Here is a 26,813-nt window from a genome sequence, read left to right as displayed (position 1 = left end):
CGTTATATTCATCCATTTATACAAATAAATTGACACCTTTCACAATAGGAAGTATCGATTTCCATTAACATATTTTACTTATCATCCATCTATCCAATCAAATATTTTCTCATCTTTTTTTCTATACCGAAATCTTACCGTATAGAAATTTTTTTGTTTTGTTTCGCACTGCAAGGAAATGAAAACCGTATCACTTTCAAAGCGGTACTTCCCACTCGCTTCTCCCTTTTCATATTGAAAGAAAAATGTACCATCTCGTTCTATTTTCTGTAAGTCTACTTTTATATCGGCAATAGCTCGATTAATTAGTTCCTCCACCAAAAATTTTTGCTCTATTTCCATATGAAAATTTTTATCTGTAAGCAACATATTCGTTTCGTACACAAAAAAAGAAGTTAAAAAAAGAAGAAAAATGATTGTTCCAGGCATTGTAAATCCATCTTGGTTTCTCATGTCCCCATTCTCATTACACTATATCTTACAGCCACGCCTTCATGTATTTTCCCGCTAACATCTTCCACATATATGAATAATAAATGAGGGGTTAACTTGTACGAAATCATTCCAACCTTTTGCAACACAACTTCCCTTCCACGCATATTTATTTTCCTTATAAGTTGATTATTTATTTTTTCATACGTCACTTCCTCCCCATCACGCAGTCGAAAGCGTAAAATACTATCTCTATTATCAAAAACTATATGTTCTCCAAACAATACTCCACGAAACTCCAATTGCACTTGACCTATAAACACATCCCACTCCCAATCACTTAACCCTTTTTGTGAATGTTCCAGCCCTATAAAATGAAGGCGTGGCAAGAGTAAAAAGAACATCGATACAAGGAATAAACATACGATCATTTCTAATAATGTAAAGCCCGCCTCTAATTTGTTTTTTCGCCTACATAAAAGCATTGTTCCATCGTTCTTTTTTTCATATCTTTCCACATAGCACAAACTTCCTTTCCTCCCCAATATGTGTAATATACAATTCCGTTTATGACCTTTTCTTTCATTCGCTTTTCTTCGTTCTCATACATGTATAAAGCTGATTCATTTTTTAATAATACAAACGCCTTATAATGAATTTGTATATTTTTTCTTTCTTGCATAACTAATACTGTTTGCGGTAGGAGTAACGATACCGCCATCATTAATAAGCTTAACGCCACGAGCATCTCAGCCATTACCGACCCTTTTTGGCATTTCACGATACGTAAATCTCCCTCTTCCAAGTTGAAATACAATTTCATATTTATAATTTCGATACGAAAGCAAAATCGTACCACCTCTATTGATATTCCCGCTCGGATTATATGTCATTGGATTTGGAAACGTATGCAAATTAATTTGTATATCATTGTCATATTCTCTCTTGATAATAAATTGAGTCGAGCCTGACTCTCCTATATAATACATATTTCTCTCTTTATGCCATCGTAATGTATAGTGTTTTTGACGGTTTATCGCTAATTGCTGCATGTATAATATGTCATTCGAAAACTGTTTCAAAAATTGTTCAATTTTTTGTCTTTCATATAATGAATGAACATTTAAATACGTAATCATACTTAGTACAGATATTGAAAATAGTACGAGCAGCATTTCTAAGAGAGTAAATCCTTTTTGTTTCACGATTTCCCTGTTGATACTGCGCCATCCTTTGAAATATGAATGGATTCACCATTCGGACACTTATCATCTGTAATATATTTTTCATTTGTTAGTTCTGTTAATGACGGAATTTTATTATGTTGTAATTGGTATACTTGTATTTGTGCTTCTATCGATTTCACGTAGGCCGCACACCCTTTTCCTTGGACGGATGAGCGCTGTGTAACTACATTCGGAATAATTAATAGTAATAATACAGTGATAACAACCATAACTAATAGCATTTCTAAAAGAGTAAATCCTTCTTCATTCTGCATATAAATGCCTCCTAAATAGAACTCATCATTTGAAACATCGGCATCATCATTGCTAAATACATAAGAACAACTATTCCACCAATACATGTAAACAAAATCGGTTGAATGATAACTAATATACGTTTAATTTTTTGTTCGATTTTTTCTATAATAAGGTCGCTATAGTCACCTAATTCAATTGCTAAATTGCCGTTTGCTTGTCCATGCGTAATAATATACGAAAGTTCTTTCTCATAATGCCCACTTTTAGCAATAATAAATTGTAACGGTTCTCCTGCAATTAATTGCCTTTCAATTCGGCCCGCTTCATACTGAAAGAACGGATTATATTTTTGTTCCATCATTATCGTTAAAGCTTCTAGTACGGATAGTCCACCATGCAATAATCCGCTCAATTGAGTGGAGAAATAATGCGAATGCTTTAAAATAAGAAATGTTTTTATGAGGGGAATACGAAGCATAATTTTTACCTGCTTCATATGTGGTAGTTTTCGAAAATACAACATATATGAACTACATCCGATAATAACAATAAAAATGATGCTAACAATCATGTAAGGTAGTAGTTTAATTGCACTTAAAATTTGTTCTGTAAATAGTGGAACTGTAGAACTAAACGCACTATAAACCATTTCAACTTGTGGTAATAAGATGCGATTAAACACAATAATCATGATCATTAAAAAAAATGCTAAAAACATTGGATACTGCATTATTTTCATCATATCTTTCCTATACTTATCCTTCTTATAAAGAAGTGCACTCCCTTGTTGCAATGCAAAAGAAATATCACCATGTTGCTCGGCATAAAATAAATAGCTTAACATCTCCTGATGAAACATTAATTGATGAAAAGAATCATGCAGACTTTTTCCACCTTTTAATCCCTCAATCATGCGCTGCAATTGCTCTTTCTTTTCTAAAGGGAATTGAAATCGCAAAAATTCTAATGCCTGTAAAAGAGAATATCCTTTTTCTAATAATTCGCCTAACCTTTTCAACAATACTACTTGATCACTTAAACGCCATGTTTTCTTAAACATAAACATCTTCTTCTAAAAACCCTAAAGCGTATCCTTTTCGTATTGAAGATTCTATTGTTTCATGCTTATACGTAACATATTCTCCGTTCGCTCCTTTAATCGCTTGTTTTAACTCATGTCCATATAACAGCTCATAAATGCTCGCTTGTCTTACTTGCCTCATTGATTTACATACAGTTGAGCACTTCCCTTTGCAAAATGGACATTTCAATTCAACAAGTCGCTGTGCAGCTATAGCCAATAAAGATTGTTCAATCTCTTGCCTCGTAATGCCATAATCCATAAACCTCAGTATCGCTCCTTTCGTATCATTGGTATGCAGTGTCGTCATTACTAAATGCCCCGTGAGACTTGCCCTTATAGCTATTTTCGCTGTTTCTTCATCACGGATTTCTCCCACTAAGATAACATCTGGATCATGGCGTAAAATTGCCTTTAAACCAGCTTCATATGTGATCCCTGCTTTTTCATTAATTTGAATTTGTAATAAATCATCATTTCTCTTTTCAACTGGATCCTCCAGTGTAACGATACGGCGTGTTTTCTTTTTTCTAATTACCTCTAATAATGCATACATTGTTGTTGTCTTCCCAGAACCAGTCGGCCCAGTAAATACGAGTAATCCATGAGAATAATGTAAGAAAGAGAGCAGTTTTTTAACTGTACTTGGAAATAACGAAAGATGAGATAATGGCTGAACAGATGCTTGTAAATGAAGACGAATAACGAGACTTTCTTGATATACTGTTGGAAGTGTTGAAAGGCGTAAATATGCTTCTTGCCCATCAATTTGTAGATACAATGAACCATTTTGTGGCTTCCGCCTCTCCCCTATATCCATAGATGCTAAAAATTTAAAGTGTGAAACAAGTTTTTCTCCAAATTCCTTTTCAATGCATTGTTTCGTCATTAAATCTTTCCCTATACGCAGTTGAACCACTACATCCTTCTGCCGGGGTACAATATGTAAATCCGATGCTTGTACCCTACATGCTTCTTTCAAAATCGTATTCGCAAAACTTTCAATTCCATTCATCATTTTTCCCTCCTCACTATGTATATAGCATGAAAAATCACACAAGAAAAATTAGAACTTTTGCATTTTCATTAGATTAAAAAGGAAAAATATGTTTGTGAAATTATGAACAATTTCTGAATTATTGTCTGAAATTACCTATACGCATGTTTATCTGTATTATAATGTTATTATCTTGGATAAAGTGATAAAGGTGGAGATCCTCATGGAACAAGCTTTAAAAATTACAGGCGTATTATCTGACCCAACTCGTTATTACATTTATAAATATATTTCTCAAAAACATAGTTACGTAACAGTACAAGAAATTGCAGATGAATTTGAGATTCATCCGAACGTAGCACGTTTACATTTATCTAAATTAGAAGATGTTCATATGCTAAAATCAGAAACAAAAAAAACCGGCAAAGGCGGAAGACCAAGCAGACTATATGTATTGTCTGAAGATGTTATCCAATTACAATTTCCATTCCGTGATTATCAATTATTAGCAAAAATAGCTTTCAATTCGCTACTTAGCCTTGGAGCTGCTGGTGAAAAAGCGCTATACGAAACAGGAAAACAATTCGGAATGGAATTAATGCAACAACATATGCAGCGTTTAAATGTGAGTGAAGATGCTTTAACTGTAGAACACAAAGTTCAAATCGCAAAAGAAGCATTCTCAACAGCTGGCTTATCCCCTGCATTTGAATTAAGTCCAGATGGAACAACAATTTTCTATGATGTACACAATTGTCCATTTAAAGAAGTTGCCGTTCATCACCCGACTGAAATTTGTAATATGCATGGAGATATGATGAAAGGGATTTTTGAAATCCTATTCCCTAACATGGAATTAACTCGGCACGATAGTTTACTAGATGGATGTAAATCTTGTAATTATAAAATGTCTATTTAAATCTCATATAAAAAAAGAAGCCAGTGAAATTGGCTTCTTTTTTATATGAACGAATATTTACAATAGTAAGAAAAATAAACTATAATGAAGAGAGGTTTTACTTTTTCTAGAAAAGGAGGGAGATTGCATGGAGCGCATGTTTCGCGTTCTCGGCTTTTGGACTGGAATTTTCTCGGTTATGTTTTACGTAGGGGATATGCACCCGACCGCACTACTATTTTTAGGACAAACAGGTTTCTTCGTACTTTTAAGTTATTTAAAATTAACAGAGCGTATGTATATATACGTATTCGGGGCATATTTAACCGTTTTCTTCATTGGATTTACATACTACACGACGTTTTTACTCGTCCCTGGAGCTGGACATTAAAAGATGGCACTTTGCCATCTTTTTTTTAATTCCGCAATTTCCTAGTTGACTTATAGGTTTTATTACCTTATATTCTATATAACAGATTGGAATTAGGGGGAATCAACATGAATACACTGCTTGTCGGAATTAACGTTGCAGTCATGCTCATCTTAGTCGGCGTATTGTATTATATGCAACGTAAGCATGTATCTTTTAATAAACGCGTATTTACCGCTTTAGGAGTCGGAATTATCTTCGGTCTTATATTACAATTTATTTATGAGCCTACTTCTAAAGTAATTATTGAATCAAATACGTGGTTTAGCTTAATCGGTAACGGTTATGTGAAATTACTTCAAATGATTGTTATGCCACTTATTTTAGTATCGATTATTTCAGCTTTTACAAAATTACAGTTAACGAAAAATCTTGGGAAAATTAGTGGTCTTATTATCGGAATTTTAATTCTAACTACAGGAATTGCCGCAGCTGTCGGTATTGCTGCAAGTGCAGGATTTGATGTATCAGCAACAGGATTACAACAAGGTGATGCAGAATCTGCTCGTCTGAAATTAGTTGAAGAAAGATTTACTTCAATTGAAAAGACAACAATTCCAGATAAATTATTAGAACTGTTACCTACAAATCCATTTCTTGATTTAACAGGCGCTCGTCCTACATCAACAATTTCGGTTGTAATATTTGCAGCCTTTATCGGTATCGCCTTTATCGGTGTAAAACGGAAATACCCAGAACAAGCAGAGCTATTTAAGAAGATGCTTGATGCTGTATATGCAATCGTAATGCGCATGGTAACATTAATTTTACGCCTTACTCCATACGGCGTATTAGCTCTTATGGCAAAAACAGTTGCCGGTAGTGATATAAATGCTATTTTAAAACTTGGTAACTTCGTATTAGCGTCTTATGTAGCACTTATCGTAATGTTCGTTATTCACTTATTATTAATCACTCTATCTGGCTTAAATCCAATTCAATATTTGAAAAAGGTATTCCCTGTATTAACATTTGCATTCACATCGCGCTCTAGCGCTGGTACAATGCCATTAAATATTGAAGCTCAAAAAGAAAAACTTGGTATTTCTGAAGGAATCGCTAACTTCGCAGCTTCATTCGGAGTATCTATCGGTCAAAATGGTTGCGCAGGTATTTACCCAGCAATGCTTGCAATGATGGTCGCTCCAACTGTAGGAATCGATCCATTACAACCACAATTTATTTTAACTTTAATCGCTGTCGTTGCAATTAGCTCATTCGGTGTTGCCGGTGTTGGTGGCGGTGCAACATTCGCAGCATTAATCGTACTATCTACAATGAACTTACCAATCGGTATTGTCGCTCTTGTTATCTCAGTTGAGCCATTAATCGATATGGGTCGTACAGCTCTTAACGTAAGTGGCTCTATGACAGCAGGTCTTATTTCTAGTAAATGGCTTGGTGAATTAGATCAAGATACGTACAATCAAGATGATACAAAAACTGGTGAAATTGCTTCATAATAAAAAAAGACGCTAACATACAATTGTTAGCGTCTTTTTATTCCGTTCTCCCTTTATACATCGTATCTTGAGAATTATCATTCCAAGTATTCTTTTAGTCGCCCTTTTAACTCTTCCTCAATCTCATAACAAGATTCATCAACAAGTTCCCCTACTTTCTTACTCCCCAAAATGTTTGATTGAATTGACATTCCTAAAAAGATTCTTTCGCATTTCCAAATTGGAATGTTGTGAAATCCAATCATCTCTTTTTCTTCATCTAATATAGCTATAGCAACTGATGAATTATACCCGACCTCAAAAGGGTGCTCTTTATCTTTAACAAGTCCCATATCTAATTCCATGTTTTTTCTATGTATAAATACGAATGCTCCTTAGAAAGTTTAAATGATATGCGCTCTATTTCCTTTTCCATACGTTGAATTTTCTCTTTTAACTCCAATGTAAAATCTTGTTCTCTATACTTCATCTTTATCTCCTTACACATAGAAAAAGAGAATACAATAACATATTCTCTTTTCTCAAATAGATTTCATTATCTCACAGCCCGTCCCTTTTACAAATAACCATTTTGCTCACACCATGTATGAAATTGTCCTACGTCCACTCCAACTAGCACGATATCCTTTAGCTCCACATCAATACTTTGTTCTCCAATTACAATAACAAAATGTGATTTTAATTGCTCTTCGTTTTTTCTTACAATTCCAATTCGGTTCCGATGCGGCCCATCTTTTATATATGCTTTTTGTCCTACAATATCAAAGTTCAAGATCCTCACCTCTTTTATTGCACTATTTCTCTATATATATGACGGAACAATAAAAGAATCCTCTCTTCATTACAATTATTTTTTCTTTGTTTCATTTTTATGATTGAAACGTAAAGTTTATAATAAAATACACTTGGAAGCGCTTTCTATGTAATTTTTTATGTTATAATACATAAGTAGAACTTCGTAAAGAGGGTTAAAAAATGAATACAAAAATGATTAAAAAAGTAATTGAAGCATTAAAAGTATATGGATTTCAAGATGTATCATTCTGTGACAAAACGAAGCAATTTTTATTTCATAACGAAACCGATATTATGAGCGGCTATGCAGAAATAACATATAGTAGTCAATTTGAAAAATTCAACGTGCAAATTCATCCAATTGAAACGCATCACCAAGGAGAGTTACAAGAGGTTGAAAGACATATACAAGCCTGTATAAGAAAAGTGGAATATTTAAACGCACTTCTTAGCGGACAAACAAAACTAGATGACAAAATTATTATAATGTAAAAAAAGAACGTGATAGCCTCACGTTCTTTTTTACATTATGCGTTCATCTTTTCTTTCAGTTGTAATCCTGTAATGGACTCTAATACATCCATTGCTTCTCCAAATGTCATATCAAAAATTGTTTTATCCTCTATATGTGGAAATTGTCTAAAGCGCTTTTCTAACATTTTCACGGCGTCCGACGTAAAGTTTGCACTATCAATACCAAATTCTGTTTCAAGAAGCACGATCCAATCTAGTACATGAAAACCTAATCCATTTACGAATGAAATGAGTTTCTCTTCTTGTTGTGAAGATAAAAATACGTACCTCTCCATCTCACTGAACAGTTCTTCCCCTAACACTTCTGCTAATTCATCGTCATGTTCGCGTTCAATAATCTCTTCGTATCCGTAATCATCAACAAGTTCTTCTACTTCTTCGTTATCTGCAAAAAGCAATTGACTAAGAAGCGCATCTTTCTTAAATTCACTCTTTTGTACGACTTCTAAAAAGCTCGTTTCCCATCCATTTTCTAATTTCATATTATGTAAACTCCTTTATATACGTTTCTTATCATCACTGTACCCAAAAGATCACTTTTATAACCTTTTAGGCAGTTACTATTATTTCACATGATTCATAACATGAGATGCAAATTCAGCTGCATCTCCTTCAAAAATATTTACTTCTGGCAAATGATAGAACGTTGTTTGCAGCGGGTTGCCTTCATGATATACATATATCTGTTTCTCTAGCGCAATCGCCATTCCAAACTCTGTATGACTTCCATTTCCGCCATCTAATATAAGTAAAAAGACATCGGCTTCTTTAATAGCATTCTTTTCTGACTGACCAATTTCTCTTAACTGCTCTTGATTCACTGCTCTTTCGTTTCTTGTCCAATCATATGTATGGGACCATCCTGCACTTTTCAGTTCATTTGCTATCGAACGGACAAGATGTTTATTTTGGAATCCTGAGGCGATATAAAAATTCATTTATATACACTCCTTCATTATGTACGGGAAACTCCTTTTAGCGTTACTTGCTATAAACATAATAAAAAACGACTTCAAAAAAAAATCCCCATCTTTAAAACTTATTTTGCGTTTAAATGATGGGATGCTTCATGATCTTCTTTTATTTTTTGTTTTTTATAACTTTCATCAGCTAACATTTCTAGTTCAGCTGTTATTTCTGATTTTTCAAGCTCTCTTTCTTGCGAAAATTTCCTTGAGATATAAACAATAACACTACCAACGTACAACACAAAGCATATAATAAGTGCAGTATTTTCATAGAGACTTAGCTCCAACACAGTCACTCCTAATCCATTCGTATTTTCACGCTTCATTAATTGGAATTTCCCTATTAACCATTTGTTACCCCGCATTAACGGGCAGTAAGACCCCCACCTCAAAATTCAGCGAAAACAAAGAAGTTAGGTGGGGGATTAACTGCCCGTAAAAGCCCGATTGGTTCAACTAATAATCAGTGGGGGTGAACCTCCCACTGATTAAAGTTTCACTTTATTGTAACATAAAAATATCATTTCTTGGAATCTTTCATCCTACTAAAAGAGACATGATTGTTTCATCATGCCTCTGAAATATGTTGAATGATTGTTTTAATTGCTTCTTTTCCATTATATTTTTTTAGTGCTGTTTTGTATATCTCATTATTTTGATCTAATTCTTCGACATGCTTTATAAGTGCTTTTACAGTCACATCTTCTTCATACAATACAGAAGCATATCCTTGTCTTTCAAAAGACTCTGCATTTAGTATTTGATCTCCACGGCTCGCAAATTTCGATAATGGAATTAAAACCATCGGCTTTTGCAATGTTAAAAACTCAAAAATGGCATTAGAGCCCGCACGTGAAATAACAAAATCTGTTATCGCTAATATGTCTGGCAGCTCTCCATGTACATATTCAAATTGTCTATATCCTTCTTTATTTTGTAAATTTTCATCAAGATTACCTTTTCCGCAAAGATGAACAATTTGATATTTTTTTAGAAGTTCTGGTAACGCGGCTCGAACTGTTTCATTAATTTTCTTCGCGCCCAAACTTCCTCCCATGATTGTAATAACTGGTTTTTTACGCGAAAAACCTAAAAACGCTAAACCTTTTTCACGATTTCCCCTTAGCACTTCTTCACGCACAGGAGATCCTGTATATATTACTTTTTCTTTCGGTAAATGTTTCGCAGCTTCTTCAAATGTAACAAATATTTTCGAAGCAAAACGGAGCGCAATTTTGTTTGCTAGTCCTGGCGTCATATCAGATTCATGTAATAAAACTGGTACCCTGTTTAACCATCCGCCTATTACGACTGGTACAGATACGAAACCACCTTTTGAAAAAATCACATCCGGTTTTAGTTTTCGAATCCTTACATACGCATCCATAACACCCTTCATTACAAGAAAAGGATCTTTTATATTTTTCAAATCAAAATAACGGCGTAGCTTCCCGCTCGCAATACTATAGTACGGAATGCCTTCCTTTTCTATAATCGTTTTCTCAATTCCTTGATGAGAACCAATATAAGAAATATCCCAATTCTGTTCTTGTAAATGCGGGATAATGGCTAAATTAGGTGTTACATGCCCTGCCGAACCGCCACCTGTAAAGACTACTTTTTTCATACGTCTCCCCCTTCTAGACTATAATACACTAAAATATCTTGCCTCGGGGTGAGAAAATACCATAGCCGTTACAGATGCTTCTGGCTCCATCATAAATCCTTCCGTTAATGAAATCCCTATTTCTTCTGGATTAATTAAGCGAAATAGCTTTTCTTGATCTGCGAGTTCTGGACATGCTGGATAACCGAATGACACGCGTATCCCTCTATATTTTGTACGGAAGCGTTCTTCCATCGTGAGTTCTGGTGAATCTGGAATACCCCAGCGATCGCGAATGAGCATATGTGTTTTTTCAGCAAGTCCTTCTGCTAATTCAAGCGCTAACGATTGAATGGCATGACTGCGTAAATAATCACCTTTCGCCTTCCACTCTTCAGCAATGTCCCGAACGCCTTCCCCAACAGTAACTGATAGGAAAGCAACATAGTCCATTTCATCTCCAATTGGTCTTAAATAGTCACCTAAAGTACGATGCGGTGCTTTTCCTTGCCTTGGGAATGTGAAACGCTCTATAACACGCGTATGATCTTCTGGATCATATATTACAATATTTTGTCCGTCGCTTTGCGCTGGGAAGAATTGATACACTGCTTTCGGTTTTAACCAAGATTGTCCTTCCACTAATAACTCGTCTATTAAATCATTTAATTCGTGCGCTCTTTTATCCCCTTCTTTCAACAGCTTCTTCACATTTCCTTTTAATCCAAGGTGATGTCCAAGTAGCATTTGTCTATTTAAAAATGGAGCAAGATGGAGGGCAGGAATATCCCGTAATACAATTCGTTTTGTTGAATCAGGCACGATAACCTCTGATTTTGGTAATGGCTCAATTACTACTGGAATTTCTACTTTCTTCTCTTCTTTTGTTACGATATGAAGATGACGTTCCTTTTTATCCTGCTTCATCTTCTCACGCTCTTCTTCTTTTTGAAGCTTATTAATAATATCAAGACCTGTCATCGCATCGCTCGCATAACATACGAGCCCTTTATAGGAGGGCGAAATTCGATTATCTGTAAACTTTCTCGTTAACGCTGCTCCGCCTACAACAATTGGAATGTCAATATCCGCCGCTTGTAAATCCTCTGCAGTCGTTACCATTTGTTGAGCTGATTTTACTAGCAAACCAGAAAGCCCTATAATATCAGGCTTCTTCTCTTGTACTTCTTGAACAATTCGATCTGAGCGAACATTGATTCCTAAATTAATAATCTCATATCCGTTATTCGATAAAATAATTTCAACAAGATTTTTCCCAATATCATGTACGTCCCCTTTAACAGTCGCTAATAATACTTTCCCTTTTTTCGCACTGTCACTAGATTCCATATGAGGCTCTAAATAACTTACAGCTGCTTTCATACTTTCAGCACTTTGCAATACTTCAGCAACAATCAATTCATTATTATTAAATAATCGTCCCACCTCATCCATTCCTGTCATAAGTGGACCATTAATAATATCAAGAGGTTTCCTACCTTCTTCAAGTGCAAGACTTAAATCCTCGTGTAACCCTTGTTTCGTACCTTCCACAATATAATTTGCTAGTCGTTCATCAAGAGTTAACGTTTCTTGCACAACGACATCTTTCTTTTTAGCGACTCGGTAAAAGTTTGTAAATTCTTCTAACGTCTCTTTCGTCGTTTCAAATAATAATGCATCTGCAAGGTGTTTTTCTTCCTCTGGAATCGACGCATAGCGTTCTAATTTTTCCGTATTAACAATTGCGTAATCTAATCCTGCTTTCGTTGCATGATATAAAAATACCGAATTTAGCACTTCACGTCCCGCCGGTGGTAAACCAAATGATATGTTACTTACACCTAAAATCGTCAAACACTCTGGTAATGCTTCTTTAATAAGGCGAATTCCTTCTATCGTCGCGGCCGCCGAGCCAATATATTCTTCATCACCTGTACCTACAGGAAATACGAGCGCATCAAAAATAATATCAGACGGACGTATACCATATTTCGTCGTCAATAAATCATAGCTTCTTTTCGCAATTTCAAGTTTTCGTTCTGCACTAACCGCCATACCATCTTCATCAATTGTTCCTACAACAATAGCAGCGCCATATTTCTGAAGAAGCGGCGTCACTTTTTTAAATCGTTCTTCTCCATCTTCTAAATTAATTGAATTAATAACAGCTTTCCCTTGAATATAAGTAAGAGCTCGCTCCATCACGTTTTCATCTGTTGAATCAATCATAATCGGTACTTTTAACACTTTCGTAACTTCTGCCAAGAAGTTTTCCATATCTTCTATTTCATCGCGGTCCGGGTCTGCCATACAAATATCAATAATATGAGCATTCTTCTTCACTTGCGCTCTTGCGACTTCAGCGGCCTCTTCAAATTTTCCTTCTGCTACTAATCGTTTAAATTTACGTGATCCAATAACGTTCGTTCTTTCACCAACAAATAGCGGTCTCATAGAATCATCATATTGCAATGCCTCTAATCCACTAACCCCATGCCCTTCTCGTTCATGATGTTCACGAGGCTTAAGAGACGCTAATGCGGATTTCATCGCTCTTATATGTTCTGGTGTTGTCCCACAACAACCACCGATAATATTAATCCATCCTTCATCAGCAAATCGCTTCACTTTTTCAGCGAGAGAAGATGGAGATTCATGATAATGTCCATCTTCATCAGGAAGACCTGCATTTGGATAACAAGAAATGTAACACTCCGATAAATCAGATAGTGAACGAATATGGTCTCTCATAAACTCCGGACCAGTCGCACAGTTTAATCCAACAGATAATGGCTTCATATGTTCTATCGATAAGTAAAAAGCCTCTATTGTTTGCCCCGCCAGAGTCGTTCCCATCGGTTCAATCGTTCCCGAAATCATGATAGGTACAATTTTATTTAGTTCGTCAAAAGCTGCTTGAATTCCAATATAAGCAGCCTTCACGTTACGCATATCTTGACTCGTCTCAACGAGTAATACATCAACTTCTCCCTTCAACAATCCTCTTGCCTGCCGCGTATAGGCTTCAATTAATTCTTCAAACGTTACACCACCAGTAACACTAATCGCTTTCGTTGTCGGTCCCATCGCACCTGCAACATATACTTCCTTCCCGCTTTCTATAACAGCTTGCTTCGCCAAGATTGCTGCTTTTTCATTTAACTCTTCATCTAAATGAGATAACTCATAATCACTTAATACAATGTTCGTCGCACCAAATGTATTTGTTTCAATGATGTCAGCTCCAGCTTCAATATAGGCTTTATGAATCTTTAAAATAACATCTGGTCTTGTTTCTACTAAATATTCATTACAACCTTCGTACTCTTCTCCCCCGAAATCTTCCGCAGTTAAGTCCTCTTGTTGGATCATTGTCCCCATTGCACCATCTAATATTAAGATGTTATTTTGTAATTTTTCTTCTATACATTTCATCAATTAATACCTTCTTTCACTTCTTGCTTTTCTCTCACATATTTAACAAGATGTTCTGTAATTTCATATTTTAGAAATGGTGTAATAAGATAGATGCCGTTAAAATATTTCATCGCCACATCGATTAGTTCTTGTGAAATACGGATTCCTTCCTCAATTGCTTCCTCTTTCGTTTCATGTCCATCCATTCTTTGTCTTATCTCTTCTGGGAGAGTAATACCAGGCACTTCAAAATGCAGAAAATCTGCATTCCGCTTACTTACTAACGGCATAATTCCAATAAAAATAGGCTGTTCCAAATGCTTTGTCGCTTCATATACTTCTTTAATTAAAGCAACATCATAAATCGGCTGCGTTAAAAAGTATTCTGCTCCAGCATCTATTTTTCGTTCCATTCGTTTTACTGCCGCTTTTAAATGCCTTACATGCGGATTAAACGCACCTCCGACCGAGAACCTTGTCGCTGGACCAATTGATTTCCCTAAAATAGAACGTCCATCGTTCATTTCTTTAATCATTTTAATGAGCTCAATAGAGGACAAATCATATACAGAAGTGGCACCTGGAAAATCACCAACACGTGCTGGATCACCAGTTAAAGCTAGCACTTCTTCCATACCTAACGCCGATAAACCTAGTAAGTGAGATTGTAGTCCAATGACGTTGTGGTCTCTACACGTTAAATGCGTCAATACTGGAATATCATGCTTCGTTAATAATGCACCCATCGCCATATTCGAAACGCGAGGCGACGCTAACGAATTATCTGCTAGAGTAATAGCGTCCGCTCCAGCTCTTTTCAGCGCTCTTGCCCCTTCAAAAAACCGCTGTGTGTCTAGCGTTTTCGGTGGATCTAATTCCACTACAACTGTCGTTTGTTTCTTTGCCTTCTCTGCTAGAGTAACGTGGGCTTTCGAACGTTTCTCGTGTGTATGAACTACTTTCGGTCTTTGAATCGTGTCCTTTTCTATTACAGGTGTAACATTTAGAGTAGCACGCTTCATACTTTCAATATGTTCTGGAGTCGTACCACAACAACCACCCAATAAGCGAACACCTTGCTCAATAAATTTCGGTGCCATTGCTTCAAAATAAGCTGGACTTCCCTCATATACGTAACGCCCCTCCACATAATTTGGAAGACCTGCATTCGGATATGCTGACAAGTAACCATTTTGAGGGATCGATATCATTTTCAAGGCTTCTGTCATATGAAGTGGTCCTAGTTGGCAATTCAATCCAACAACATTTGCACCATAATCTAAAATCTGTTTTAATATTTCATTTACATCATTTCCATTTTGAGTCGTACCTGCCTCATGTAACGCTAATTGAGCTACAATGGGAATATTCGTTTGTTTTCGTAACACCTTAACAGCATGAAGTAATTCAAACTCATCATAGAAAGTCTCTAATAGCAGTCCATCAACCTGTTCCTCTAGTAAAGCACCTGCCTGCTCAAGTAGCATAAACTCCCTTTCCATATCGGTCGTTGTAACAGCTCCGATATGTTTCATACCACCAATTGTTCCTAAAATTGCATTTCTTTCTGTTACAGATGCTTTCGCCAGTTTTACTGCCGCTCTATTAATTTCAGTAACTTGATTTTCTAAACCATACATACGTAATTTCGCTTCATTTGCACCGTACGTATTTGTTTGAATTACATCTGCCCCAGCAGCTACATATTGCTTATGAATCGATATAATTAAATCTGGATCTGATATATTCAATTCTTCAAAACTACTTTGCAAACCATGTGAATGCAATAACGTTCCAACTGCACCATCACCTATTACAGTTCCTTTTGATAATAAATCTAGTAATTTCACGAATCTCCCTCATTTCTATCAATATAAAAACCCCCTCTTCACTTTGAAGAGGGGGACATAATCGATCCTCCTCTTATTATGCAAAACATTCGTTTTGCAGGTATTAGCACCGTTTCAAACATATTGTTTGAAGGTTGCCGGGTTTCACAGGGCCTTTCCCTCCACCGCTCTCAATAAGAGTTTGTCTATATATTTTATTTATGTAGCTAAAAGGAAATGCGTTCCCCTTTTAACAATGTTTGTTAATTTTTTAATAAATTTAGCATGCACAAATGCAAAAGTCAATGACACTTGCGGAAAAATAAAAATTATTTAAAATAAAGTTGCAATTCAATTATCTTTTGTTGTAAAGTTAAAACCATAATAAAATTTCATACGAACTTTCTTATCTAGAGAGGTAGAGGGACTGGCCCTATGACGCCTCAGCAACCATTAACATTTGTTAATAAGGTGCTAATTCCAGCAAATTGTGAACGATTTGACAGATGAGAAGAAGACTCTATTCAAACCGAAAGCCTTCTTCTTAGAAGGCTTTTTTTATTTTACCCCGCATTAACGGGCAGTAAGATTCCCACCTCAAAATTCAGCTGGAACAAAGAAGTTAGGTTGGAATCGAACTGCCCATAAAAGCCCGATTGGTTCAACTAATAATCAGTGGGGATGAATCCCTCACTGATTAAAGTTTCACTTTATATTCACTTAATTGTTAATTTAAAAAGGAGGAATTTTTACATGTCAACTATCGAAACAAAACTAGCACAAATCGGAAATCGTAGCGAAACTACAACAGGAACCGTTAATCCACCTGTTTATTTCTCAACCGCTTATCGTCACGAGGGGATTGGTCAATCTACTGGTTTTGACTACTCACGAACTGGTAACCCAACTCGTGGTCTTTTAGAACAGGCAATCGCGGACTTAGAATATGGCGAACAAGGTTATGCCTGTAGTTCAGGGATGGCTGCTGTTCTCCTCGTCCTTTCTTTATTCCGCTCTGGAGACGAACTTATTGTATCCGAAGATTTATACGGGGGCACTTATCGATTATTCTCTGAGCACGAAAAAAAGTGGAATGTTCGATGTAGATACGTAAATACACAATCTATTAAACAAATCGAAAAAGCTATCACCACTGAAACGAAGGCTATTTTCATAGAAACTCCAACTAATCCATTAATGCAAGTTACTGATATTGCCGCCGTCGCAACTGTAGCGAAAAGGCATGGACTACTCCTTATTGTAGACAACACCTTCTACACGCCGTATATACAGCAACCATTAACGGAAGGTGCCGACATCGTACTTCATAGTGCAACGAAATATTTAGGTGGGCATAACGATGTACTAAGCGGACTTGTCGTTGCAAAAGGAAAGGAACTTTGTGAGGAAATCGCTCATTATCATAATGCCTCTGGTGCTGTCTTAAGCCCATTTGACTCATGGCTATTAATTCGCGGTATGAAAACGTTAGCGCTTCGCATGAGACAACATGAAGAAAATGCGAAAGCTGTTGTTGCTTATTTAAACAATGAAGATGGTGTGACAGATGTATTTTATCCAGGAAGAGGCGGTATGATTTCATTTCGTCTTAAAGATGAAGCCTGGGTTAATCCATTCTTACAATCTTTATCCTTAATTACATTTGCTGAAAGTCTTGGTGGTGTGGAAAGTTTAATGACATATCCAGCAACACAAACACATGCTGATATTCCTGAAGAAATCAGAACAGCAAACGGTGTGTGCAATCGTCTTCTTCGATTCTCCGTCGGTATTGAAAATAGTAACGATTTAATTCAAGACTTAAAGCAAGCCATTAAACTTGTAAAAGAAGGTGTAAGAATATGAGTTATTCTATAGATACACTCTTACTGCACAACCAATATAAACATGACCCGCAAACAGGAGCTGTTAACGTTCCCATCTATAATACATCAACATTCCACCAATTTGATGTAGATACATTTGGAAAATATGACTATAGCCGATCCGGGAATCCAACTCGTGAAGCTCTTGAAGATATTATCGCTTTACTAGAAAGCGGAACAAAGGGATTCGCCTTTGCATCCGGCATTGCGGCAATTTCTACTGCATTTCTCCTCCTTTCACAAGGCGATCATGTACTTATTTCAGAGGACGTATATGGAGGCACTTACCGAATTATAACTGAAGTGCTCTCTCGATACGGTGTTTCACATACCTTTGTTGATATGACCAATCTAGAAGAAATAAAGCAGAATATTAAACCGAATACGAAGCTCTTTTATGTAGAAACACCTTCCAACCCACTTTTAAAAGTGACAGATATTCGCGAGGTTTCTAAACTCGCAAAATCTATTGGCGCTCTTACTTTTGTTGATAATACATTTTTGACACCATTATTTCAGAAGCCACTTGACCTTGGCGCTGATGTCGTTCTTCATAGTGCCACAAAGTTTATTGCTGGTCATAGTGATGTTACTGCCGGATTAGCGGTTGTAAAAGATGCCGAACTCGCTCAAAAACTTGGTTTTTTACAAAATGCATTCGGTGCTATTTTAGGACCACAAGATTGTTCTCTCGTGCTTCGCGGTCTAAAAACATTGCATGTACGTCTCGAACATTCCGCTGCAAATGCCAATAAAATTGCACATTATTTACAAGAGCACGCTAAAGTTAAAAATGTCTATTATCCAGGATTACAAACACATCTTGGTTTTGATATTCAGCAATCACAAGCAACGTCAGCTGGAGCGGTCTTATCATTTACTTTGCAGTCAGAAGATGCACTCCGCCAATTTTTATCAAAAGTAAAATTACCGGTCTTTGCGGTTAGTTTAGGAGCTGTCGAATCGATCCTTTCCTATCCAGCTAAAATGTCACATGCAGCACTGTCGCAAGAAGCTCGTGATGAAAGAGGTATTTCCAATTCATTACTTCGGTTATCCGTCGGCCTGGAAAATGTTAACGATTTAATATCCGATTTCGAAAATGCCCTTTCTTATGTAGAAGAACCCGTAAATGCATAAATGAAAAAAAGAAGCTGAGTACATTCAGCTTCTTTTCTTTTAACCTGTTTTATATTCTATATATATCATTATAATTCCTTTGTCATATTATTTTAAAAATTTAGTATATTCATTTGAAAGAATAAGAAAATCATGATAAGATTGTGTTACAAATATATCTATATCTTTCAATTTTTAAAACGCATCGAAATTTTCACCCAAAAATGTCATTTTACAAAACCATGCAATTTTATCTACTTTATTTACATCAGGGTCTCTTTTCTTACAATTTCTTTACTTTAGGACTTTTTTTCTGCAACAACTGTTTTCTTTTCGTTAATTTTTTGGTATGTATAGTATGGTATAACAGCTCACACGGAGGTGGAAAAGAACATGTTAGAAACCTTTCAAAAAGAATTAGAACTATATGAAAGCAATGCAGAATTATTGAAAGTACTTGCTCACCCTGTTCGTTTATGTATCGTAAAAGGATTAATCGAGCGTGGTCCAAGCAACGTTTCTACAATGTACACTGGCTTAAACATGCCACAATCTACAATTTCACAGCATTTAGCAAAGTTAAAAAGCGCTAAAATCGTTTCTAGTGAAAGAAAAGGATTAGAAATTTACTACAAAGTAGAAAACGAAACAATTATTCAACTCGTTCGCGTATTATTAGGTTAGGGACTAATAGACAGAGAAAAAGGACGTATTCTATATTTTTCATCTCATATCTTTAATATATATATATCATGAGAGAAAATATATGATGCTACATAATTAACAGTCGTATTAAAAAACAAGACACAGAAATATATACTGTGTCTTGTTTTTTATATGGTGACATACCGATTCAACTGTAAATGTTGCATCTCTTTCGTATGTATCACAACATCAAAGGCACTCCCTAATCCTCCGTTCAAAATCATAGAACGAACTGCTCGATTTTGTTTTTGAGCTTCTGAAAAAGGATCCCGATCTTGATGACTCGTAAGCTGCTCTAATATTCCTGCCGCTAACAAAAATTCAGATTGCTTCTTATGCCATACTGCATGCATTCCTTGTAAGCTAAAGATCTCCTTCAGCTCATCCCAATGAATATGAGTAGTAAGGTCCATTTCCCCCGGATATGCTAAAGGATTACGTATTAGCTTATGCTCGTAATACCCTCGTAAACTTCCTTCGTGATGCGCAGGGTGCATCCACTCTTCTTTTGTGTATCCATAATCAACTGTAATACATATTCCCTTTTGAAACCATTTCGCAATTTCTTTTATATAACCTTCCATCGCAATCGGTACTTCAGAACGCTGCCCTTCAGCAATATGAATATTATATTTCAATAAATATTGACCGATTCTTTTTTCTAAAGGTCTACATACTTCTGTAAGTTTCCCTTCCTCTGTATACGTAATACGTACTTCATACAATATTCCATTTCTCTTCTCAATTACTTCAACAGGAAATGCATCAAATAACTCATTCGAAAAAAGAATCCCTTCGAACAAATCTCCCATTTCACTATGTGACGTATAATATGACACATTAGAAAACGAACAAAGATTTTCCTGCTGTAATTTTTTATGAAAAGGGCTCACTTCGATCATTGAATAGTTTACATCAATAAAGGTTTCCGGAGATAGTTGCTTCCATTCTTGTAAAACGTCATAGGCAAACTTACCTGTTCCCCCACCAATCTCACAAATATTTGGAGCAACTTCACCATTTTCCACAAGACGAATAAAAAACTTAGCAAAAGTTTTTGCAAAAACAGAGGATACATTGCTACTTGTAAAAAAATCCCCTTGTCTTCCAATCTTTTTACGCTCTTTCATATAATAACCATGTCCTTCTGTATATAATACAAGGTTCATATACGTACTATATGAAATAGAATAATCTTTTTCTTTCCCCATCCATTCTCTTAAAATAAGCTCCATCCCCATCATGACTCCTTATTGTAAAAATGGATTATTTTCTTTTTCAAAACCAATACTTGTTTCAGGACCGTGTCCACATAGCACCGCTGTTTCATCTGGTAAGACAAATAACTTCTCTTCAATACTTCCAATTAATTCAGCAAAACTTCCACCAGGTAAATCCGTTCTTCCGATACTCATTTGGAACAATACATCTCCAGAGAACACCGCATTCGCCTCTTTACAATAATAAGAAATACTTCCTGGAGAATGTCCTGGCGTCTCAAAGATTTCAAAATTAAATGAACCAATTGTTAATGCACCTTCTGCATTAATAATATGATCGGCTGGTTTTGCTGTAATACTGCGGTTCATCATAAAAATTTGAGAGCCATTTACAGTTGCATCCCCTAGCCAATCTGCTTCTTCTTTATGTACGTATACAGGAATATGGAAAGCGTCTCTTACCGCATCGACAGCACCAATATGATCAAAGTGAGCATGTGTTAATAAAACCGCAAGAGGTTTTAATTGTTCTTCTTGCAAATATGTCACGAGCTTTTCTCCTTCGTGACCAGGATCAAAGATAATACACTCATTTTGATCGTTCGTTAAAATATAAGCATTTGTTTGTAATGGGCCTAACGGCATTTGTGTCCATTTCATATAAAAATCTCCTCCAGTTATTAAACTTACTTTTAATGATACAACATTTCTTTCTCTTAGGAAAAGAAAGGATGTTATCTCGACAATCATTTTTAAAACATGTACAATATAAAAGAGTAAATATTCTAAAAACTCATATTAAGGAATGGGTAGACAGAGGAGGATATTGTATGGGCCTTGTTATTATTTTTGCGCTTGTCACTCTGTTAGCTGTATTTGCTACGCTTAGAACTCTTCGCGAGAAGAACTTTTTCGCGGGCGGCTTTGCAATTGCAACTGTACTCGTTTTCGGATGGTTTACGATTATGACTGTTCTCTATAACGGGTACCCTCCAGCAGCTTAATTCATGTACATGTTATTCTTCATCAAGATTTCGCACAAAAAAAAGGAAGGGCTTCCCCCTTCCTTTTTTATATTTCACAACTTATATCATCTTCGCTTCGTATTTGTGCTTTTTTACAAGCCAAGCTCCTCCGATAACACCTGCATCATTACCAAGTGTCGCAATAGCTAACTTCGTGCTCTTTACAGCGCGTGAGAACGCATATTGCTCGAAATAACGTTGAATTGGCTCTAATAGTGCATCTCCAGCTTTAGATACGCCTCCACCAATAACAATTTTCTCTGGGTTCAACGTACTAGAAAGGTTCGCTACAGCTAATCCTAAATAAGAAGCTACTTTCTCTACTACTTCGCCTGCTAGTTCATCACCTTGGCCATGCGCTTCAAACACATCTTTTGATGTAATACGCCCTTCTTCTGCTAACATAGAACGTAACATGCTCTCTTTATCAGTCTCTTGTATTTTTTGCATAGCAACACGTACAATACCTGTTGCAGATGTTACTGTTTCTAAGCAACCAGACTTTCCGCAATTACATGGGAAAGCATTCTCTGTAACGACTGTAATATGTCCAATCTCACCAGCAGCACCACTTATGCCGTGTACAATCTCACCATTAGTAATTACGCCGCCACCAACACCTGTACCAAGTGTCATACAAATTAAATCTTTTGCTCCTTCGCCAGCACCTTTCCACATTTCACCAAGCGCCGCTAAGTTTGCATCATTATCAATCACAACAGGTAATCCTGTTTCTACTTCTAATAAATCTTTTAACGGATAGTTTTTCCATCCTAAGTTAACCGCTTCATAAATCATTCCAGACGCCACATGTACAGGACCAGGAGCTCCCATACCAATACCGATTAACTTACTTTTTAATTCGCCTAACTCTTCTAACTTCTTATCAATAGCTTTCGCTACATCAAGTGTAATATGTTTTCCTTGCTCATTTGTATTCGTAGGGATTTCCCACTTATGTAAAATTTCACCGTACACATTAATAAATGCTAATTTAATCGTTGTACCACCAAGGTCAACACCAACTAACCATTTCTCTTCCATATTGCTTACCTACCTTTATCTAATTCTTATTTAGCTCTTTTTGAATTTCTTGCTTCAATAAAAATAAAGCTGTTTGATAGTCTTGCGGATCGATTAGCTGTGATTGATTTAATTCACGCAATTCATCTTGCATTAATTGTAAATCTGCAATTCGATCACCCGTATAAATAATCGTACCAAATTTCTTTAGCAATTGCTGAATATCATAAATAGATACCATTTCATCACCCTCTATGCTCACTTACTATAAAAAAATTATAATAAGAAAACGTTCACATATTTTATTATAATCAAGAAGAAAAAGTCTCGTCAATTTTTATTTGTCTATACAAGCCCATTTATGACTATTGTTCCTTTTTCTGTAATAATTTTTTCTACATTTTTATCAAATGGCTCTACTGGAATATGTTGTACCATTTGAAATTCATAGGCTAATGATAGCGTTTTCCCTTTATAATGCACGAGATAACGATCATAATAGCCACCGCCGTATCCAATCCGTTCTCCTCGCTCTGTATAAGCTACACCTGGCACGATTTGAAGGTCGATTTCATCCGCATCCACTTCTTCTGTAAGTACTGGAATTGGCTCCCGTAAATTCATATACACCGTTTCTAATTGATCAAAATTACTAATTTGTCGGAAAGACATTGTTCTTGTTTCTTTGTTACACTTCGGAACAACAACTTTCTTTCCTTCTTCCCAAGCTTTTTCGATAATAGGATATGTATTCACTTCATTTTCCATTGAAAGAGTGATTCCAATTGTTTTAGCTTCAGCCCACTCTTTTTGCGCATACAACGAAAATGCAATTTGCTCTGATAAAGTTGTATACCGTTCTTCTGATAAAGAATTCATGTGCTCTATTATTTGTTTACGTAAACGTAGTTTCTCTTCTCTCACACATTTTCCCCCTCACAGTGATACTTTGCTCTACGATGATAGTGTATCACTTTTAAGAGAGGAATCGAATAAAAAAAGAAACAGTAGGAAAATATTCCTACTGCTTACTTTGTTTCACGGTGTAACGTAGACTTCTTGTCACGCTTGCAATACTTTTTAAGCTCGATACGCTCAGCGTTGTTACGTTTGTTTTTCTTTGAGATATAGTTACGATCTCCGCATTCTGTACATGCTAGAGTAATATTCACACGCATTCTTATTTCCCTCCAGTACTAATAACTTAAATCAGACTATACTATAATACCACTTTTAAAATAAAAATTCTACACCTTTTGATATTGTCTAATTTTTTCTATAAGATTTTTCATGTTTTCCCTTGCTATCACTGGGTTTCTAGCATGTGAATACACTAAAAATTTTGGTTGTTTTGTGTCAGAAACGATATACGACCACTCTTTTTCTGCATATTTGAATTGTACTCCTTCAAATATACCTTCTTCCTGCCTTTCCATATCGGCCAATAATTTCCTCATTACTTTCCCTTTTTCATTCCATGAACATACAACTTCATCATAAAGTAAATAGAGCGGAGGGGATTGCTCTACTATGCTGCGAAACGTTTTTCCTTGCAGCGCTATTAACTCGAATAATTTTCCAATTCGGTATAAAATATCTCGCTTCCATCTTACTTGAAAAGACTTTTTTTCATCATGTGTATAAAATAGTAGGTAACACTCTCCTAATTTCAAAGACATCGGGTAAATATTTCCTGTCGATTCAAGTAATAAATCTGGAATATCTACTTCCTCAAAATCTGTACCTTGGTAAATATTACTATGGTTATCATATAACTCAAAATAATTTCCTTGCTCTGAAAACATAAGTGCCATATTTGCTTTACTTGATTTCATCAAAGCTTTCACATGATCTTTTTGTTCCCCCGCATAAATCCATGTAACTGTGCACCCAAGCCTTTGCAAAAAGAGCATAATTAACTGTTGTAACATGTCATTTCTCTTATTAATTAAAAGATGGAACTTCTGTGTTTGTATTTTCTCAATATCAATGTGCTCTAATACTGCTTCTATATAATCCTGTAACGAAACATGGACCAAATTATTTCGTCCCATTTCTTTCTCACATACGTAATAAAAAGACTCAGACATATATACTTGCTCTATCGCCTTTTGCTGCTTATACGTTAACAGCATCCCATCCTTACCATACAACTTTATAACAACCTCTTTCTCATTTTCCACTTGAACGAAAACCCCACCTGCACATTGCAAATTTTGAATACTATATTGAAACAGTGACTCGTTCATTTCTTTGCATTCCATCGTATGAATCCCGATACCATGAATAGCATGAAGGAATAAATTTTTATAAGAAGTTGTCTCTATATTTTCTTGGCTTCCAATTAATATACTTTCCCCTTTTGCAAAAAGAGATCCATACGCCATCGCAACTTTCACAATGAATTGAGGAGTAATCTCAACATTACCTCTTCCTACAATGCGACTTTTTTGTAACCACCCTGCACCCTTTTCACTTTCTTGCACACCAGCTGATGCTACGATCGAATGACTATCAATCGCCTTATAAGGCCATAGTTTTCCCTTTTGCTTAATTATCGTACTTTTCCCTATATGACAACGATCCGCTACAATGCTTCGCTGAAACAGCGTGACATCATCTTCAACCATTGTGTGCTCTCCTATTGTCGTTTCTAATAGCTCACAATACTTTCCAATGTGCGTATTTGCAAAAACAATGCTTTTTTGAAGATGAGAATAACTTGAAATAACACTATTTTTTCCGATAATGGAATAGGGCTCAATTACAGCTCCTGCACCAATCGTTGCTCCTTCTCCAATAAAAGAAGGGCCATGAATTTTCGTTCCCTTCCCAATAGTCACACCTTCTCCCATCCATACCAGCGGTAATACTTCCGTATATGGAATAGGTACTTGCAATTTTTTCGTTAACAAGTCAAATTGCGCTTGGCGATATTGATCAAATGTACCGATATCTAACCAATAACCTTCTGATAAATATGCAAATAACGCGTTTTTATTTGCCAATAATGGAAACACATCTTGACTGAAATCAAAAAACTGCCTAGGCGGTATGTAAGAAAAAATATCTGGCTCCATAATATAAATCCCTGTGTTCACAATATTAGAGACTACCTCATTCCAGCTCGGTTTTTCTATATATCGTGTCACTTCTTGTTCTTTGTTCATTACAACTAAACCGAAGGAGAGCGGATTTTCTACTTCCTTCACAAACATAGTTACCATTCTTTTCTTTTGTTCATGAAACGCAATTCCATCTGATAATTGAAAATCAGTTAATGCATCCCCGCTTATCACAACAAATGTTTCATCTAAAAATTTTTCCGCCTGTTTAATACTTCCGGCAGTTCCAAGCGGAGGAGAATCTTCAAAATAGTACAAGTTTACTCCCCATTTACTACCATCACCAAAATATTGCTTAATGGCTGTACTCATATATTGAACTGTAATTGCGATTTCACGAATACCATGCTGACGTAATAATTCAATATTGTATTCCAATACTGGTTTTTCTAATAATGGCAACATCGGTTTTGGAGTATTACATGTTAATGGTCTAAGGCGTCTTCCTTTTCCTCCAGCTAAAATAACCCCCTTCATATACTTCAGCCTCCACTTATATAATGTTCAGTAACTCCATATACGTTATGTATATTTTCTACCCCGCATTAACTAGCTTAAGTTTGATTGTTTCAACGAATCACCACTGGGGGGAAACGCTGATTAAGATTTCTTATATAAATGTACCTTTTACATTCCACCAAAAAGAAAGCGCTTACTATTAACTTAGTAAAATAATGTTTACTATGTAACCAACCTATACGTACTAATTTTTCGATTACATTATGATACATCTTATCATCATAAACTAAAGGAAACAACGAGCTTTTTTTGTC

29 protein-coding genes, 1 pseudogene and 2 riboswitches are annotated in these 26,813 nt (G+C 35.9%); of the genes and pseudogenes, 8 read left to right on the top strand and 22 right to left on the bottom strand.

What is annotated here, in order from left to right; translation table 11 throughout:
* Positions 1-81: 81 nt before the first annotated feature.
* Genes comGG through comGA form a run of 7 tightly spaced genes read right to left on the bottom strand, consistent with a single transcriptional unit; the run spans position 82 to position 4,012 of the window.
* Positions 82-453 (bottom strand): competence type IV pilus minor pilin ComGG, encoded by a 372-nt coding sequence (gene comGG, locus BAQ48_RS23385; protein WP_071713014.1) that lies wholly within the window; start codon positions 451-453, stop codon positions 82-84.
* Positions 450-917 carry a competence type IV pilus minor pilin ComGF gene (comGF, locus tag BAQ48_RS23380; RefSeq protein ID WP_071713071.1) on the bottom strand — a complete coding sequence of 156 codons (468 nt, stop codon included), beginning with the start codon at positions 915-917 and terminating at the stop codon, positions 450-452. The genes comGG and comGF overlap by 4 nt, the downstream gene beginning before the upstream one ends.
* Positions 887-1,189: a hypothetical protein gene (locus BAQ48_RS23375; protein ID WP_000829520.1), complete on the bottom strand. Its 303-nt coding sequence runs from the start codon at positions 1,187-1,189 to the stop codon at positions 887-889. The genes comGF and BAQ48_RS23375 overlap by 31 nt, the downstream gene beginning before the upstream one ends.
* A complete protein-coding gene (gene comGD, locus BAQ48_RS23370) occupies positions 1,182-1,637 on the bottom strand; it encodes a competence type IV pilus minor pilin ComGD (protein WP_071713013.1) in 456 nt (151 codons plus the stop codon). The genes BAQ48_RS23375 and comGD overlap by 8 nt, the downstream gene beginning before the upstream one ends.
* Positions 1,634-1,933 (bottom strand): competence type IV pilus major pilin ComGC, encoded by a 300-nt coding sequence (gene comGC / locus BAQ48_RS23365; RefSeq protein ID WP_001178698.1) that lies wholly within the window; start codon positions 1,931-1,933, stop codon positions 1,634-1,636. The genes comGD and comGC overlap by 4 nt, the downstream gene beginning before the upstream one ends.
* An 11-nt stretch (positions 1,934-1,944) precedes the next feature.
* Positions 1,945-2,976, bottom strand: coding sequence for a competence type IV pilus assembly protein ComGB (comGB, locus tag BAQ48_RS23360; protein ID WP_084065036.1), 1,032 nt, complete (start codon positions 2,974-2,976; stop codon positions 1,945-1,947).
* Complete coding sequence (gene comGA, locus BAQ48_RS23355; RefSeq protein WP_071713011.1) at positions 2,969-4,012, bottom strand: competence protein ComGA; 1,044 nt, start codon at positions 4,010-4,012, stop codon at positions 2,969-2,971. Before comGA ends, comGB begins: the two co-directional genes overlap by 8 nt.
* 205 nt (positions 4,013-4,217) lie before the next feature.
* Between comGA and BAQ48_RS23350 the strand changes: the two genes are divergently transcribed.
* The 3 genes from BAQ48_RS23350 (at position 4,218) to BAQ48_RS23340 (ending at position 6,785) form a co-directional block, all read left to right on the top strand.
* Entirely contained in the window at positions 4,218-4,913 is a 696-nt protein-coding gene (locus BAQ48_RS23350; RefSeq protein ID WP_071713010.1) for a helix-turn-helix transcriptional regulator, read from the top strand.
* A 127-nt stretch (positions 4,914-5,040) separates the two neighbouring features.
* Complete coding sequence (locus BAQ48_RS23345) at positions 5,041-5,283, top strand: DUF2626 domain-containing protein (protein WP_000440709.1); 243 nt, start codon at positions 5,041-5,043, stop codon at positions 5,281-5,283.
* A 107-nt stretch (positions 5,284-5,390) separates the two neighbouring features.
* On the top strand, positions 5,391-6,785 hold the full coding sequence (locus BAQ48_RS23340; RefSeq protein WP_071713009.1) for an L-cystine transporter: 1,395 nt from the start codon (positions 5,391-5,393) through the stop codon (positions 6,783-6,785).
* 77 nt (positions 6,786-6,862) lie between these two features.
* On the opposite strand, the pseudogene BAQ48_RS23335 reads toward BAQ48_RS23340, so the two are convergent.
* Positions 6,863-7,254, bottom strand: a pseudogene (locus tag BAQ48_RS23335) (hypothetical protein).
* Positions 7,255-7,341: 87 nt separating this feature from the next.
* Positions 7,342-7,557 carry a DUF3912 family protein gene (locus BAQ48_RS23330; protein ID WP_001008335.1) on the bottom strand — a complete coding sequence of 72 codons (216 nt, stop codon included), beginning with the start codon at positions 7,555-7,557 and terminating at the stop codon, positions 7,342-7,344.
* Between the two features lie 203 nt (positions 7,558-7,760).
* Between BAQ48_RS23330 and BAQ48_RS23325 the strand changes: the two genes are divergently transcribed.
* Entirely contained in the window at positions 7,761-8,072 is a 312-nt protein-coding gene (locus tag BAQ48_RS23325) for a hypothetical protein (protein ID WP_063222956.1), read from the top strand.
* Between the two features lie 35 nt (positions 8,073-8,107).
* Here the strand turns inward: BAQ48_RS23325 and BAQ48_RS23320 are convergent, their stop codons facing one another.
* The 6 genes from BAQ48_RS23320 to BAQ48_RS23290 form a co-directional block, all read right to left on the bottom strand.
* The gene (locus BAQ48_RS23320; protein ID WP_071713008.1) at positions 8,108-8,596 is read right to left on the bottom strand and encodes a hypothetical protein; all 489 of its coding nucleotides are present in this window, start codon (positions 8,594-8,596) and stop codon (positions 8,108-8,110) included.
* 81 nt (positions 8,597-8,677) lie between these two features.
* Positions 8,678-9,052, bottom strand: coding sequence for a nucleoside 2-deoxyribosyltransferase (locus BAQ48_RS23315; RefSeq protein WP_071713007.1), 375 nt, complete (start codon positions 9,050-9,052; stop codon positions 8,678-8,680).
* A gap of 101 nt (positions 9,053-9,153) precedes the next feature.
* Complete coding sequence (locus tag BAQ48_RS23310; protein ID WP_071713006.1) at positions 9,154-9,408, bottom strand: DUF3966 domain-containing protein; 255 nt, start codon at positions 9,406-9,408, stop codon at positions 9,154-9,156.
* 242 nt (positions 9,409-9,650) lie between these two features.
* A complete protein-coding gene (gene murG, locus BAQ48_RS23300) occupies positions 9,651-10,709 on the bottom strand; it encodes an undecaprenyldiphospho-muramoylpentapeptide beta-N-acetylglucosaminyltransferase (RefSeq protein WP_071713004.1) in 1,059 nt (352 codons plus the stop codon).
* An 18-nt stretch (positions 10,710-10,727) separates the two neighbouring features.
* Positions 10,728-14,126: a methionine synthase gene (metH, locus tag BAQ48_RS23295; RefSeq protein ID WP_071713003.1), complete on the bottom strand. Its 3,399-nt coding sequence runs from the start codon at positions 14,124-14,126 to the stop codon at positions 10,728-10,730.
* Positions 14,126-15,958: a bifunctional homocysteine S-methyltransferase/methylenetetrahydrofolate reductase gene (locus BAQ48_RS23290; RefSeq protein WP_071713002.1), complete on the bottom strand. Its 1,833-nt coding sequence runs from the start codon at positions 15,956-15,958 to the stop codon at positions 14,126-14,128. The genes metH and BAQ48_RS23290 overlap by 1 nt, the downstream gene beginning before the upstream one ends.
* Before the next feature lie 70 nt (positions 15,959-16,028).
* Positions 16,029-16,138, bottom strand: a riboswitch (SAM riboswitch).
* Between the two features lie 202 nt (positions 16,139-16,340).
* Positions 16,341-16,450: riboswitch (SAM riboswitch) on the top strand.
* Positions 16,451-16,690: 240 nt separating this feature from the next.
* On the opposite strand from BAQ48_RS23290, the gene metI reads away from it, so the two are divergent.
* The 3 genes from metI (at position 16,691) to BAQ48_RS23275 (ending at position 19,626) form a co-directional block, all read left to right on the top strand.
* Positions 16,691-17,803, top strand: coding sequence for a cystathionine gamma-synthase/O-acetylhomoserine thiolyase (metI, locus tag BAQ48_RS23285; protein WP_071713001.1), 1,113 nt, complete (start codon positions 16,691-16,693; stop codon positions 17,801-17,803).
* Positions 17,800-18,963, top strand: coding sequence for a cystathionine beta-lyase (gene metC / locus BAQ48_RS23280; protein WP_071713000.1), 1,164 nt, complete (start codon positions 17,800-17,802; stop codon positions 18,961-18,963). The genes metI and metC overlap by 4 nt, the downstream gene beginning before the upstream one ends.
* A 372-nt stretch (positions 18,964-19,335) precedes the next feature.
* Complete coding sequence (locus BAQ48_RS23275; protein ID WP_000894377.1) at positions 19,336-19,626, top strand: ArsR/SmtB family transcription factor; 291 nt, start codon at positions 19,336-19,338, stop codon at positions 19,624-19,626.
* 149 nt (positions 19,627-19,775) lie between these two features.
* Here BAQ48_RS23275 and BAQ48_RS23270 read toward each other — a convergent pair whose 3' ends face one another.
* Both BAQ48_RS23270 and BAQ48_RS23265 read right to left on the bottom strand, forming a co-directional pair.
* Positions 19,776-20,888, bottom strand: a complete 1,113-nt coding sequence (locus BAQ48_RS23270; RefSeq protein WP_071712999.1) for a class I SAM-dependent methyltransferase — start codon at positions 20,886-20,888, stop codon at positions 19,776-19,778.
* A 9-nt stretch (positions 20,889-20,897) separates the two neighbouring features.
* Positions 20,898-21,527, bottom strand: coding sequence for an MBL fold metallo-hydrolase (locus BAQ48_RS23265; RefSeq protein ID WP_071712998.1), 630 nt, complete (start codon positions 21,525-21,527; stop codon positions 20,898-20,900).
* A gap of 170 nt (positions 21,528-21,697) precedes the next feature.
* Here BAQ48_RS23265 and BAQ48_RS23260 point away from each other — a divergent pair, with 170 nt between their 5' ends.
* Entirely contained in the window at positions 21,698-21,871 is a 174-nt protein-coding gene (locus BAQ48_RS23260; protein WP_000524846.1) for a DUF2759 domain-containing protein, read from the top strand.
* Positions 21,872-21,952: 81 nt separating this feature from the next.
* Here BAQ48_RS23260 and glcK read toward each other — a convergent pair whose 3' ends face one another.
* The 5 genes from glcK to BAQ48_RS23235 all read right to left on the bottom strand — a co-directional run bounded on the left by glcK (position 21,953) and on the right by BAQ48_RS23235 (position 26,517).
* A complete protein-coding gene (glcK, locus tag BAQ48_RS23255) occupies positions 21,953-22,936 on the bottom strand; it encodes a glucokinase (protein ID WP_000391713.1) in 984 nt (327 codons plus the stop codon).
* Positions 22,937-22,955: 19 nt separating this feature from the next.
* Entirely contained in the window at positions 22,956-23,156 is a 201-nt protein-coding gene (locus tag BAQ48_RS23250) for a YqgQ family protein (protein WP_000253699.1), read from the bottom strand.
* A gap of 104 nt (positions 23,157-23,260) precedes the next feature.
* Positions 23,261-23,839: a 5-formyltetrahydrofolate cyclo-ligase gene (locus BAQ48_RS23245; protein ID WP_071712997.1), complete on the bottom strand. Its 579-nt coding sequence runs from the start codon at positions 23,837-23,839 to the stop codon at positions 23,261-23,263.
* Positions 23,840-23,943: 104 nt separating this feature from the next.
* A complete protein-coding gene (rpmG, locus tag BAQ48_RS23240; protein ID WP_001265616.1) occupies positions 23,944-24,093 on the bottom strand; it encodes a 50S ribosomal protein L33 in 150 nt (49 codons plus the stop codon).
* Between the two features lie 69 nt (positions 24,094-24,162).
* Positions 24,163-26,517, bottom strand: a complete 2,355-nt coding sequence (locus BAQ48_RS23235; RefSeq protein ID WP_071712996.1) for a sugar phosphate nucleotidyltransferase — start codon at positions 26,515-26,517, stop codon at positions 24,163-24,165.
* Positions 26,518-26,813 lie beyond the last annotated feature (296 nt).

It is taken from the genome of Bacillus luti (assembly GCF_001884105.1).
In the GTDB taxonomy this organism is placed as follows: domain Bacteria; phylum Bacillota; class Bacilli; order Bacillales; family Bacillaceae_G; genus Bacillus_A; species Bacillus_A luti.
The sequence above is the reverse complement of the archived record's forward strand: the minus strand, read 5'-3'. Positions and strand labels throughout refer to the sequence as shown.